Source organism: Paraburkholderia graminis (assembly GCF_003330785.1).
GTDB lineage: Bacteria > Pseudomonadota > Gammaproteobacteria > Burkholderiales > Burkholderiaceae > Paraburkholderia > Paraburkholderia graminis.
Genome location: NZ_CP024935.1, coordinates 630,828 through 643,384, shown reverse-complemented (window position 1 = coordinate 643,384; position 12,557 = coordinate 630,828). Strand labels below are relative to the sequence as shown.

At 60.3% G+C, this 12,557-nt stretch carries 10 protein-coding genes; 3 read left to right on the top strand and 7 right to left on the bottom strand.

Annotated features, from left to right (window positions below; genetic code table 11):
* Positions 1–38 precede the first annotated feature (38 nt).
* From CUJ91_RS21060 to CUJ91_RS21050, 3 genes are all read right to left on the bottom strand, one after another.
* Entirely contained in the window at positions 39–1,397 is a 1,359-nt protein-coding gene (locus CUJ91_RS21060; RefSeq protein WP_006052089.1) for an MFS transporter, read from the bottom strand.
* Between the two features lie 210 nt (positions 1,398–1,607).
* Positions 1,608–3,296 (bottom strand): tannase/feruloyl esterase family alpha/beta hydrolase, encoded by a 1,689-nt coding sequence (locus CUJ91_RS21055; RefSeq protein WP_114157033.1) that lies wholly within the window; start codon positions 3,294–3,296, stop codon positions 1,608–1,610.
* 293 nt (positions 3,297–3,589) lie between these two features.
* Positions 3,590–4,606: an AraC family transcriptional regulator gene (locus tag CUJ91_RS21050; RefSeq protein ID WP_053859386.1), complete on the bottom strand. Its 1,017-nt coding sequence runs from the start codon at positions 4,604–4,606 to the stop codon at positions 3,590–3,592.
* A 217-nt stretch (positions 4,607–4,823) separates the two neighbouring features.
* Here CUJ91_RS21050 and CUJ91_RS21045 point away from each other — a divergent pair, with 217 nt between their 5' ends.
* Both CUJ91_RS21045 and CUJ91_RS21040 read left to right on the top strand, forming a co-directional pair.
* The gene (locus CUJ91_RS21045; RefSeq protein WP_114158016.1) at positions 4,824–5,591 is read left to right on the top strand and encodes a 3-hydroxyacyl-CoA dehydrogenase; all 768 of its coding nucleotides are present in this window, start codon (positions 4,824–4,826) and stop codon (positions 5,589–5,591) included.
* 104 nt (positions 5,592–5,695) lie between these two features.
* Positions 5,696–6,904 (top strand): acetyl-CoA C-acetyltransferase, encoded by a 1,209-nt coding sequence (locus CUJ91_RS21040; protein WP_114157032.1) that lies wholly within the window; start codon positions 5,696–5,698, stop codon positions 6,902–6,904.
* A gap of 897 nt (positions 6,905–7,801) precedes the next feature.
* Here CUJ91_RS21040 and CUJ91_RS21035 read toward each other — a convergent pair.
* From CUJ91_RS21035 to CUJ91_RS21025, 3 genes are all read right to left on the bottom strand, one after another.
* The gene (locus CUJ91_RS21035) at positions 7,802–8,536 is read right to left on the bottom strand and encodes a uracil-DNA glycosylase family protein (RefSeq protein ID WP_114157031.1); all 735 of its coding nucleotides are present in this window, start codon (positions 8,534–8,536) and stop codon (positions 7,802–7,804) included.
* A gap of 407 nt (positions 8,537–8,943) precedes the next feature.
* The gene (locus CUJ91_RS21030) at positions 8,944–9,351 is read right to left on the bottom strand and encodes a DUF2000 domain-containing protein (RefSeq protein WP_053859388.1); all 408 of its coding nucleotides are present in this window, start codon (positions 9,349–9,351) and stop codon (positions 8,944–8,946) included.
* A gap of 44 nt (positions 9,352–9,395) precedes the next feature.
* Positions 9,396–10,253, bottom strand: a complete 858-nt coding sequence (locus CUJ91_RS21025; protein ID WP_114157030.1) for an AraC family transcriptional regulator — start codon at positions 10,251–10,253, stop codon at positions 9,396–9,398.
* Positions 10,254–10,405: 152 nt separating this feature from the next.
* On the opposite strand from CUJ91_RS21025, the gene CUJ91_RS34475 reads away from it, so the two are divergent.
* Complete coding sequence (locus CUJ91_RS34475; protein WP_114157029.1) at positions 10,406–10,840, top strand: hypothetical protein; 435 nt, start codon at positions 10,406–10,408, stop codon at positions 10,838–10,840.
* 27 nt (positions 10,841–10,867) lie between these two features.
* Here the strand turns inward: CUJ91_RS34475 and CUJ91_RS21015 are convergent, their stop codons facing one another.
* Positions 10,868–12,397: a PAS domain-containing sensor histidine kinase gene (locus CUJ91_RS21015; RefSeq protein ID WP_114157028.1), complete on the bottom strand. Its 1,530-nt coding sequence runs from the start codon at positions 12,395–12,397 to the stop codon at positions 10,868–10,870.
* Positions 12,398–12,557: the final 160 nt, after the last annotated feature.

Genomic DNA, 12,557 nt, shown 5'->3' with positions numbered 1-12,557 from the left:
GTGGCTTTTCTCGAGTGAATAACCTGCAATAGGCGCTCTTAGCGCCCTGCACTGCGCTGAACTGCGGGAATAGCCGCACTGCGTCCGCGATAGGAATCGGCACGCGCGTGATCGATCAGCGTCACGGCCATTGCACCAATCAAACCTGCCACGCCGATTGCCATGAAGTTCTGTTCCAGCGGCAGCTTCAGCGACACAAGCCAGCCGATTAGCACCGGCGCCACGATCGCGCCGATGCGGCCCACGCCAGAAGCAAAACCGACCCCCGTAGAGCGGATTGCATGGGGATAGAAGCCGCCCGCATAAGCATAGGCGAGCAATTGAGTACCGAGCGTCGATGCGCCCACAACGAATACAACGACAAACAATGACGCTGTCGATTTCGTGTAACCCATCAGCGAGAGTGCGACGGCTCCCACGACGTAGAACGCGATCAGCACCCGCTTGATATTGACCCTGTCGCCCAGCCAGCCGCCGAGAATCGCACCGGCAATGGCGCCGACGTTAAACACGATCACAAAGTTCAATGCCGAACCGAGGCTGTATCCCGCCATTGCCATGAGCTTGGTCAACCACGAACTCAATGCGTACACCATGAAGAGGCCCGTCATGAATGCGACCCACATCATCGTAGTACTGAAACCGCGGCCGTCCTGGAAGAGTCGGCGCACCGAGACGTCTCTATTTTTGTCCGACGAGGGTCCTGCAAACTGCTCGTCGTCACTCAACGAATAGTCGGGCACGAGGCGCTTCACGAGCGCACGCAGTTCTTTATGTCGGCCGTTCTTGACCAGAAAGGTCATCGAATGAGGCATCGTTTTAATGATGAACGGAATTAGCAGAACAGGCAGGCCCGCGGCAAAGAAGACGGATTGCCAGCCATAACTGCCGATAAGCTCCTTTGCAGTGAGCGCCACCAGAATGCCGCCAACCGAATATCCCGCGAATACGAGTGTGACCAATCGCGTGCGCAGTGCATTCGGCGAGAACTCCGCCATTTGCGCGGTGACGATCGGCAAAACGCCGCCGATGCCGAGGCCCGCGATGAATCGGGTGACGCTGAAACTGACAGGATCGTTCGTGAGTCCGGCGGCGGCGGTAAAGAGACTGAACAGCGCCACACACACGCAGATCATCATGGGCCGGCCGAAACGGTCAGCCAGCGTGCCGAGGAAAATAGCCCCGAGCATGACGCCAAACAGTGCCGATGCGGCCATGATGCCGGCACTGGTCGCGTCGATGTGCATGCCCTTCATGATCGACGGCAACGCTGCACCGACGATGGCGAGATCGTAGCCGTCGACTATCAGCATCAACACGCACCAGAACAGGACCAGCCTGTGCAAGCCATTGAACCTGGCCTGGCCCGCGAGTGAATGAACATCGATCTGGTTCATGCTTGTCTCCTTTGGTTTAATGTCGTGGCCGAAGTCCGCGCAGGCCGCTGTGTTACAAGCAGTGTCGGGCGAAGGCTGCGGACAGTCGATGTCCATTAACTTCAAGATGAGTGAGGTCGCCGAACACCTGCGTTTGCGGTGTTGCGACACTGGCGGTCCCGGTGTAACGCTAACGCCCGGAACCGCACATGGCGCGCGCTGCCAACGCGATTAGCTAGAGCACACGAAGCTGGCCGCAAGGTTCTGATCGCCGCCGACGTATTTGGGCCACTGCGGGTATTCGCAGATTGGCCGCGTGCGTCCGACTGCCGGCGGAGCGAGGTCGGTGATAATCAGATTTTTGGGTTCGACGCCTTTCGTCACCCAGTTGTCCAATGCCGTCAGACCATCATATGAACCATTGAATTGCCCGCCGGCACTGTGCGCCGCGCCCGGCACCACATAGAACTTTAGAAATTGACCCAATGGCCCCTGCCCGAACCGGGATACCAGCCGGTCGTAGTAATCAATCGACAATTGCGCCGGAATGAACTGATCGGATTGTCCGTGCTGCAGAATGATCTTGCCGCCGCGCGCCTGGAATTGACTCAAGTCGGTACTCGTGCTGTCCATGAGCGCGCTCACCGCTTGCACGCGCGAGGTTAATGATCCGGGGTTGGCCGGATTAAAGTTCAGCGTGCTCAAGCCAGGATCGCGAGCAACCGCGAATCGAAGCATGTCATTTGAAAACGTATAGAAGAACGCGCTTTTGCCGATCACGCCAGGCTCGACTACCGCATCGGTGGCTGACGCGCCCCATGCAAAGGCAACGGACCAGAAGTCTGCTCCCGTGAACGCGTTAAATGCGGGGAAAGTCTGGACTCCGTTTGCCAGGTTGAAGCTAAGGTTAAGCGGCGTGCCGGCGGTGGTCATCGTATTGATTTGCGTGTCCGACAAGCAGCTATCGCCAGTGTCGACGCCGCTCGGGCAACGAATCGTTGCTGGATCGAATACGCATGCCGCGGGGTTACTGATAATGCCGTCAGCCACGCCATCCAGAGCATCGCATTGCTTGATGACTGCTTCGAGAAGAACCTTGCCTTTGGCAGGCGTGACGTATCCTCCGGGCGCCAGCAGCGATCGCGAGATCCTGCCCATCTGAAGCCACAGTCCTGTTATTCCTGAAGCGGGATATGTGGAAATGATGCCGTCGTAGTCATGCGGGAATCGTTGTGCCGCAATCAGACCTTGCCGGCCTCCGCCTGAACCGCCAATAAAATAACTGTGCGTGAAGTCCGAGCCGTATCTTGCCTTTGCGATGTACGCTGCGAAGTCTCGCGTCTTCTTGATGTGGTCGCCTGAGTAGTTGGCGAGTGCCTCATCGTTTGCCGCGAACGAACCGTCCATAAAGTTTCCCTCATGGCCAGCGTCGCTGCCGACAGTCACATAACCTCTGCGCAACGGTGTACTGACGCCTGCGGGCTCTGCTCCGGATAAGAACCCGTCCGCGGGAGAGCCCTTCGTATCGGGGATGGTGCCGCCGAATCCCCCGCCGCCAAAGTGAACGACTTTGCCGTTGAAGTTAGTCGGTAGATCCGCCTCCACTCGAATATCCGGCGCATTGAAATCCACCGGATGAATAGCTCCGAGAACCTTGCAGTACTCGCCGTTGCTGTTGCCGGAATCGGTAGCTGCAACGAGCGTCGCGGATACGATAGTGGCACCCGTTGTCGGCAATCCGATCGAGCCGGCGGGAACGGTCGTACCCGCCAACGCACTACATTTCGCGGCGGGCGTCGCGACCGCGACGTTGGCCGGCGCGGAATCACTGCCGCCGCAGCCGGATACGGCAATCGCCGATGCGGCGAATAAAGCACTCACCATTGCCGAGCTTCGGCGGCTTCTCAACCGGGTTCTCATTCTCGTCTCCGTCTATTTTTTATACCGCAATGAGTGGCTCGGTTGCTTGCGCAACCGGGCGCGACGCGTCCTTTGATCTGCCGAACGCGAGTGCAGTGTCAGCCTGCTCGGCGCACCGATCCATGTCCGCCGACCTCAGTTTTCGTGAGGCGTGCGGACACGCTCCGCTTAATCGAATGAGCGTTCGCGCGAGGCGTGATTGGGAGAAGAGGATTGGATCTTTTGACCATTCAGACGTGCAAGCACATCTGAACGCGTGAATGGTGTGATGACGATGCTATGTGTTCTAACGGTTAAGAACTCGCCTTGCCCTGACGGTACATTCCCGGACTCGCCCCCGTCCACTTTCTGAAGGCCCGGTGAAAAGCACTCGTTTCCTGAAATCCAGTGCGTGCAGCGACTTCTGCGACCGTGAGAGTACTGTTCGAAAACAACTCGATTGCGATGTCACGCCGCAATTCGTCTTTCAGTTGCCGATAGTTCGTGCCTTCAGCCAACAGGCGGCGTTGCAGCGTGGCCGCGGATAGATTCATTAATCGCGATAGCTCGTCGAGGTCAGGCCAGTCGTCGGGGATCTGGTTTCTTAGCCGGCGTCTGACGAGGGCCGTAGTACTCGATTCGTTGCGATACTTGACCAGGATATTGGCCGGTGCGTTTTGCAGAAATGCACGCAGGCTCGCTTCCGTCTCGGACAGTTTCAGGTCGAGAAAACTGCGGTCGAATCGGATCAGCGTTTCTTCCGCGGAGAACGTCACATCCTCGCAAAAGCGCATACGGTAGTCGCTGTCATCCGTTGGCGCCGAAGCGCGGAACCTCATCTCGATCAGCGGAATGCGTCTGCGTGCGAGCCAGCACGCGAGACCGTGCACGAGGATAAACCAGGTCCCGTAGGCAAAGAGGCGGCGCGTTCGGCCATCGTCATGCAGGACGATCAGTGCATGCTCGCCTTCGCAGCGCAACTCGCCATGAATGTCGTCGAGAACCGCGCGCAGGAACTTCAGCATGCGACGCAGCGCGTGTTCGAGATTGTCGGCATGCAGCACGGCGTGACACATCAGCGCGTAACTGCCTCGTCGCAATGCGTGGCTGTCGAGACCAAAGAACTCGTCGTCCATCAAGTCGGCGAGAGCCGCCCACAGACGCGAAAAGGCTAACGCCGGCACTCGGGCTCTCGGCGCATTCAGCAATTCCGCCGCGATGCCCGCGTGCTGGAGAACCGCCGACACGTCGAGATTACGCTGCGTGGCAACGAGAATTGCTTCGCGCACGAGGCCGATAGAAGTTGTGCCCTTGTCTTGAGCGTCATTCATGGTCAGGGTCTACCTACAGAAAGTGCACTGATGTTAATCGCTGCCGGGCGTAAGCGAAACCTGGTATCACTGAGCATGAGCCGCACGATATGTCCGAAAGGCGCACGCAGGAAGAGGTCGATGGACATGGGCGTGGTTTCGCGTGCCGCTTACGATGATCAGTCAGTTGGTCGTCGCGAATATGGCTTTGCCGGCCGGTCACTTTGAGGAGACAGCATTGCAAATTCAAGGGAAAGGTTTCGTCGTCACAGGCGGCGGCTCAGGGCTCGGCGCAGCCACGGCGCGCCGTCTGGTAGCGGGCGGCGCCCGCGTGCTGCTGATCGACCTCGACGAGGACGCCGGTGCCTCACTCGCGGCGGAACTCGGCGCTAATGCCCACTTCGCCAGGGCCGACGTATCGGACTCGGCGAGCGCCGAGCGTGCGTTGGCCGCGTATTGCGAGACCTTCGGCGCGCTGCATGGCCTGATCAATTGCGCAGGCGTTGCGCCCGCCGAGAAAGTGCTCGGACGCGAAGGCCCGCATCGGCTGGAAAGTTTTGCGCGCACCGTTCAGATCAACCTGATCGGTGCGTTCAACATGGTGCGGCTGGCCGCGGCGTGCATGGCTGGGAACACGCCCGAGGCCGATGGCGAGCGCGGGGTCATCGTCAATACCGCTTCGGTTGCGGCCTTTGACGGCCAGATCGGACAAGCGGGCTACGCTGCATCGAAAGGCGGTGTCGTGGCGATGACGCTGCCTGTCGCGCGCGAATTGGCCCGCCACGGCATTCGCGTGCTCGCCGTCGCGCCCGGAATCATGGAGACGCCGATGCTCAAAGGCATGCCCACAGAAGTCCAGGACGCGCTTGGGAAGATGGTGCCCTTTCCCCCGCGCCTGGGCCGGCCGGAAGAATTCGCGGCACTTGTGCTGCATATCATCGAAAACACTTACCTCAACGGCGAGGTGATTCGTCTTGATGGCGCCATTCGTATGGCGGCCAGGTGAACTTAGTCATCGCCGCCGCCGGGTTCGAGTGGCAATGATCCATCGACGACGACACCTTCCTCACCCTTTGCAACGCCGCCATGAAGCGGCGAATGGAGACTCGCATGACTGCCTCTTCGACTTCCGATGATCCCGTTGTGATCGTCGCTGCTGCCCGCACGCCGCTGGGTGGTTTCCAGGGCAACTTCGCTTCGCTGACGGCGCCTGTAATGGGCGCGCACGCGATCCGGGCTGCGGTGCAACGTGCCGGACTGCAACCCGACGCCGTCGATGAAGTGCTGATGGGCTGCGTGCTGCCCGCGGGCCTCGGCCAGGCGCCCGCGCGCCAGGCGTCGCTCGGCGCGGGTTTGCCGCTATCGGCGGGCTGCACCACGATCAACAAGGTCTGCGGCTCGGGGATGAAGGCGGCGATGCTCGCGCACGATCTGCTGCTCAGCGGCAGTCAACGAGTGATCGTCGCGGGCGGCATGGAATCCATGAGCAACGCGCCGTACCTGTTGCCCAAGGCACGCTCGGGTCAGCGTCTGGGACACGGCCAGGTACTCGACCATATGTTCTTCGACGGCCTGGAGGATCACTACGGCCTCGCCTCCGATGGCCGCCTCATGGGCACCTTCGCCGAGGACTGCGCGCGCCATTTCGATTTCACACGCGAGGCGCAAGACGCGTTCGCTTCGACCTCCACGCTGCGCGCGCAGCAGGCGCAGCGCGATGGCCTATTCCGCTGGGAGCTTGCGCCGATGACCGTGCCGGGTCGTAACGGCGAGATACTCATCGACGAGGACGAAGCGCCGGCGAAGGCGCAACTGGACAAGATCCCGAAGCTCAAACCCGCGTTTGCGAAGGACGGCACGGTGACGGCCGCGAACTCGAGTTCCATCGCCGACGGTGCGGCGGCCCTGGTTCTGATGCGCCAGTCGACCGCACGCGAGCATGGCTTGGCGCCGCTCGCCGTGATCCGCGGACACGCCACGCATTCTCAGGAACCGGCCTGGTTCACGACGGCGCCGGTCGGTGCGATTCAGAAGCTGCTCGCCAAGGTGGGATGGCGGGCGAGCGATGTCGACGTTTGGGAAATCAACGAGGCATTCGCCGTGGTGGTCATGGCTGCGATGCGCGAGCTCGCGCTTTCGCACGAGCGCGTGAACGTGCATGGCGGCGCTTGCGCGCTCGGTCATCCGATCGGCGCGACGGGCGCGCGGGTTATCGTGACGCTGCTGGGTGCGCTTCGGCAACGCGGGGGGAAGCGTGGGGTGGCTAGTCTTTGTATCGGTGGGGGGGAGGCTACGGCGGTGGGGGTGGAGGTGGGGTGAGGGGGGATGGTCGAAGATGATCGACCGGCGGCAGCGTGCCGTTTAGTGGTGATCGGATGTGGGGGGACGCAATCGGCCAGGAAGGGACGTTCGACGCGGCGAGCTAAATCGATGACAATCGCCGTTTCAACACCCCCGCTACTGCGAATCAGTTTATGTCCCGCCCACCTCGTCCGCCCGACCTGATTGTGAACTTCTCCCTAACAGAGCATCGATCAGACGGTTCGTTGAAGGAGGTCGTTTCAGGCTATCGTCCGATCTACAAGGTGCGCACTGACTACTGGTCATCTGCACACCACGAATTCGTGGACGCCACTGGCGTCTGCACCGGGCAGCAATGTGAGGCGGAGGTTTGGCTATTATCGCCTGGAGCATACCCACACACGTTTTGGCTCGGTCGACGCGTTGAAGTAGTTGAGGGTTCGAGAGTTGTAGGCGTTGCAGACGTCCTGAAAATAGTCAATCCGCTGCTCGAATTGAGCGCAGATAGCTGAGTGCTTGGGTGCCGAGAGGCACGCTCCCCAAACGGCTTCAGTTGACCGCATCGGGCACCAGTCGGCCAAGAACGGTTATTCGACATGGGGCCGTGAATCGCGCACAATCGACCGGCCGATTCCCACTACATCGCACAAGTCATGAAGCAGCGTGTACGGATAAAACTCGTCCAAAGACGACAAGTAGAGTGCCGGGCGGCCCGCAAGCCAGCGGGAACGAAAGGATATTTGGAAGGTGACTACGGGTCTCGACTTGCCGTTATCTACTCTCAGCACAAAGAGCTGTTCAAGCGACTAGACGACGCGTGAGCATGAGGCGTAACGGATGGGCCGCGTTCCGGCTCGTCAACACAGCATCAGTACGCTGTACGACCGTGCGGAAGAACGTTGAGACAACGGCAGCCTATGGCGAAGCACTCGGCATCGATAGGCGCACAGCAAACGCCTTCGACGCGGTGTCGATTACCTCCTGGTAGTACTCTTTGATTGGTCTTGGGGCCTGCTTATCCCGCGCACCTGGATGAAATGTCCTAAAACACTCGATGCCATTTGACTGGAAGTGCCACAGCGCCTTTGGCTCAACCTTCACATTCTGACGGGTCGGCAGGACAGCTTTCAGAGCACAATCGTACGCGTGGCCGGTACCGAAGATGATTAGGTCTGGCTTAAGCAGCTCGATCTCAAACTGGACGGCCGCCACCGAGAAATTGAATAAATGCGCGGAATGATCAATCGAGGTTCGAGAGAAGCCGCGCTTCGGGCGGTACCAGTCCATCTTCATTAGATTGTTCCAGCAAACAGCCGCTCGATCGCCTCGTGCGAACGCATTAGCGAACCGCTTCCACTGCCGCAACAACTCACTACGACCTGTACCACGGGAGTGTTGACTCTCGTAGCGAGCTTTCGCGATCTCGATCCTGTCAGAACGTTCGTAGAAGGCTCCCAGCTTGCCACACCAACCGTTAGTTTCCTTCCCGATGAACAACACGCGGACGGGCGCATCGAGGTAAGCCTGAGATACGCTAAGGAGAAACGGCGCCGACAGCTCGCGAAAATGTTGAATAAAGCCGGGCTTTGCCACGGCAAGCGCATCTGCATAGTAAGAATCCAAGACCGCTTGTACGTCGCGTTTAAGCATGGTTTTTCACCGGATACTTTGCCATGGCGCGGCGGACCAGCCTTTGCCGTCAGCTCTAGATTTCGCGGCAATTGTGGCATAAGTGGATCGGATGTCGGCTGATCCACGGTTGTCCGCTTTGGATTTCCTCGACTGTCTCCTGAGATGCAGCGCGTAAAAACCGTGAAGCCGGACGTCGTTGCTACGGACTGAGATTCCAGCATAGCTGCTCTGGTGGAGTGCCCGTTGAGCGTCCGTTCTGAGGTAAATCGACCGTCCCTTGTGGGTCGACCTCTGCCGGATTCAACCGATGCGTCGGCGGTAAAGTCACTGGTTCAATCACCCACAGACCCACAGGTGCAGACCGCCTCCCGCCTCACGACCGCCCTCCCCCAAACCGCACGCACTCCGCGCATCTGCATCCCCCCTCACCCATGCAACCCCAACCCCTTCACCGCCTTATCCACCGCCTTCCTCGCCCCATGCACCGCGAGCCCCACTAAATCCAGATTACCCGCATCCTGAGCACGAAACACCTCACGATTCGCCGCATCGTGCCCAGTCGAAAACATCGCATGGACATACGGCACAATCTCGAGCTCGCGGTTAACTGCCTGCCGATGCGCAGCCTGCAAACCCGGCAGATCAGCGGCGAACACCAGCATCGGTTGCCCGAGCATGCGGCCATACCGACGTCCCGCAGCGTCCTCATAAGGCTCGCCTAGCGCATCGGGTATCGCAGCCGCCACGCCCGTCGCGAGAAATGCGACGACGTTGAGTTTTTGCCACACAGCCAGATCGTCGCGCACGATCAGCGCCACTTTTGTTTCGAACATGAACGTCCCTCCTTGGAACGCTCATGGTCCACGATCCGCGGCGATCAGTCTGGAACGTTTGTGCACATGCGCCGATAGGCCGCCGGCGTCATCCGGTACGCGCGATGAAACCAGCGGCCAAGATGACTCTGATCCGAGAACCCGACAGCCGCCGCAACCTGCGCAGGCTGATGACCGGTCGCCAGCATTTGACGCGCGGCGCGCAGACGCAAACGCACCAGATACGCATGCGGCGACGTGCCGAACGCGCGCTTGAAGAGGCGCGTCAACCGGAAGCGGTCGATGCCCGCAGCCGTCGCCAGTTCATCAAGTCCGATGTTGCCGGCCATCTGCTCGTGCAAAAGATCGCGCACGCGAAGCGCGGCGAGCGGTATCGCGGAGTCAGTCGTCGACGGCGCATCAAGCACGTGGCCGCTGAGTTGCGTCAGCACGCGATCGAGCGCCTGGTCGCGCGCGAGCCTGCCCTCGTCGTGATAAATGGCGAAAAAAGCGGCCCGGATTGCATCGACGAGATGTTGATCGTCCACCAGCGTATGGCTAAAGGCCGCCTCAACCCCGCGTAACCCCGGAAGATTCAGTTGACGCGCCGCGTGCTCGACCCAGCCTTGCGGCAGATACAACGCGGCATAAGTAAAGCCGCTCGCCTCCGGCGCGTGACCGTCATGCAGCGCGCCGGGCTCGATCAGGATCGCCCGACCCGGTGTGCTCGTGTGCAAAGACCGGTGGCACTGAAAACGTTGGACGCCTTGCTCTGTGTAGCCGATCAACATGTCGTCGTGATCGTGCGGATCGTAGGCGTGGCCTCTGAAATGCGCACGCAGCCCTTCAATGCCCGTCTCGGGATCGCGCCGCGCGACGAGCCAGTGATCGGTCCGCTCGTTAAACACGGTTGCGCCTGTCATCGCTTACTCCAATGGTGTCGGCATATTGCGTTGGGACAATGGTATTACATCGGACGACAAGCAATCGTGAGCTTGCAGTCGACGGCTTCGCTTCTATCGACGACAATCGTCGTCTCCCGAACGGAGTGTCGGTAGCCTATGAATCGAGAAAAATGCAAAACGATGTGTCCCGTGCCGAGTATTGGATGGCGTTCATCCTTAACCGATGCCAGTTTCCCAATCCAATAGCGCTCGCAGCGCAATTCGCAAACGCCGAAATCGTGGAACTCTGCGAATGCGGATGCAATAGCTTCGGGTTGTCGATGAGTGCACCCGAATCAGTTCCAAAACTATCGGCCGAGGGGCCCGGGAACCGATTAGTGTTTGAAGCGGACTTCCGCGCCCGGGACGAGTTGGGCGAATCAAGGTCGCTGCAAATTCTTCTTTTCGTCGATGAGTCGGGGCACTTGAGCTACGTGGAAATCGATTACTGCGTAAATGCGTTCCCTATGCCCGATCATCTGAACCTCGATGAGTCGCCGTATCGCGTCTTCGCAAGCGACTCGTTGATCAGCCAAAGCGGACACAGCGGACAAAGCGGACCCTAAGCGAGCTCCCGCAATTCCCGCTCACGCTCACGCCCGCAGCGCCTTCGCAAGATCGGCCAACCGATACGGCTTTTGCACGAATATCAGATCCCGCAGTTCACTCTTCTCGTCGTGCAGCGGAGCCGGCGAATAGCCCGACGTGAGCACCACCCTGATCGCCGGATAGTGCGCGCGCACGAGTTGCGCCAGTTCCAGCCCGCTCATGCCGTGGGCCATCGAGATGTCGGTGAAGACAACGTCGATGTCAGCCCGCTCCTCGAGAATCAGCGCCGCCTCCGACGCACTGCTCGCCGGCACCACCTCATAGCCGATGTTCATCAACAGTTCGGACGCAACGCCGAGCACGTCGGGCTCGTCCTCGACCAGCAAAACGGTCTCATGCCTTGCCGTCGACGGCAGACCGACGGCTGCCGGCGGCTCCGCGACGGGCAGATAAAGATCGACCGTCGTGCCCTTGCCCACTTCGCTCGATAGATGCACGTCGCCGCCCGACTGGGCGATAAACCCGTACACCTGGCTCAAGCCCAACCCCGTGCCCTTGCCTGGCTGCTTGGTCGTGAAAAACGGCTCGAACGCCTGCGCGAGCACGTCCTCGGACATGCCGCTACCGGTATCCGCAACCGAAATGCGGACGTAGTGCCCGGCAGGCAGCGCCGGGGTCACTTCCGTCTCCGACTGGACCGTGTCGGTGGTAATCGTGACCGCGCCGCCGGTCGGCATAGCGTCGACCGCGTTGACAACCAGATTGAGCAAGGCCGCCTCGAAACGCGCGGCATCGACGGATGCGAAAGCGTGAGTGGCATGCAGGCCAAGCTCGACATGCGTGTTGCGGTTGCCGGCGCGCGAGAGCATGGGCGTGAACTCGCGAATCAATCCGTTCAGGTCGTGCACCTGCGCCTGCAACGGCTGTTGCCGCGCGAACGACAGCAACTGCTGCGTCAGCGACGCGCCGCGGTCGATCGCCCGCCGCATTCCGTCGATCATTTTCTTGTCGAGCGGCGTGCGCGCCTGCAGCGCGAGCACCTCGAGACCGTTCGAAAGCACGGCCAGCAGATTGTTGAAGTCGTGCGCGACGCCGCCCGTCAGCCGCCCGATCGCTTCCATCTTCTGCGCCTGGAACAGCGCGGCGTTGGCCTTCTCGAGCGCGGCCGCGGCTTCCTTGCGCTCGGTGATGTCGCGCGTCACCTTTGCAAATCCGACGAGAGAACCCGCTTCGTCGCGGATCGCGTCGACCACGACATGCGCCCAGAAGCGGCTGCCGCCTTTGCGAACCCGCCATCCTTCGCGTTCGGCACGGCCTTCTCTCGCCGCGATCGCGAGTATCTGCGCGGGCGCGCCGGCCGCTTTGTCCTCGTCCGTGTAGAAACGCGAGAAATGCTCGCCGATGATCTCCGACTGCCGATACCCCTTGATCCGCTCGGCGCCGACGTTCCAACTCGTGACGACTCCGGCAGGCGAAAGCATGAATATCGCGTAGTCAGTGACGCCCTGAACGAGAATCCGGAACTGCTCCTCTGTTTCGCGCGTCACATCCTGCCTGTCGTCACTCTGACTCATAAGGGTTGTTCCAAATCGGTAAAAAAAATGTACTTACCGGACTCATTTTACCCTCGGCACGCGCGGGCGGTTCGAGCGGCAACCGGAAGCCTGTTTGCTTGCTGATGGCGCCGCTATCCAATTGAAGATAGAGGTCGTGCGCATTCGGCAACACGTCGTT

Bases quoted from the DNA above. Each gene is read 5' to 3' on its own strand.
- CUJ91_RS21060 (WP_006052089.1), bottom strand. From the start codon at position 1,397: ATGAACCAGATCGATGTTCATTCACTCGCGGGCCAGGCCAGGTTCAAT.
- CUJ91_RS21055 (WP_114157033.1), bottom strand. From the start codon at position 3,296: ATGAGAACCCGGTTGAGAAGCCGCCGAAGCTCGGCAATGGTGAGTGCT.
- CUJ91_RS21050 (WP_053859386.1), bottom strand. From the start codon at position 4,606: ATGAATGACGCTCAAGACAAGGGCACAACTTCTATCGGCCTCGTGCGC.
- CUJ91_RS21040 (WP_114157032.1), top strand. From the start codon at position 5,696: ATGACTGCCTCTTCGACTTCCGATGATCCCGTTGTGATCGTCGCTGCT.
- CUJ91_RS21035 (WP_114157031.1), bottom strand. From the start codon at position 8,536: ATGCTTAAACGCGACGTACAAGCGGTCTTGGATTCTTACTATGCAGAT.
- CUJ91_RS21030 (WP_053859388.1), bottom strand. From the start codon at position 9,351: ATGTTCGAAACAAAAGTGGCGCTGATCGTGCGCGACGATCTGGCTGTG.
- CUJ91_RS21025 (WP_114157030.1), bottom strand. From the start codon at position 10,253: ATGACAGGCGCAACCGTGTTTAACGAGCGGACCGATCACTGGCTCGTC.
- CUJ91_RS34475 (WP_114157029.1), top strand. From the start codon at position 10,406: ATGCAAAACGATGTGTCCCGTGCCGAGTATTGGATGGCGTTCATCCTT.
- CUJ91_RS21015 (WP_114157028.1), bottom strand. From the start codon at position 12,397: ATGAGTCAGAGTGACGACAGGCAGGATGTGACGCGCGAAACAGAGGAG.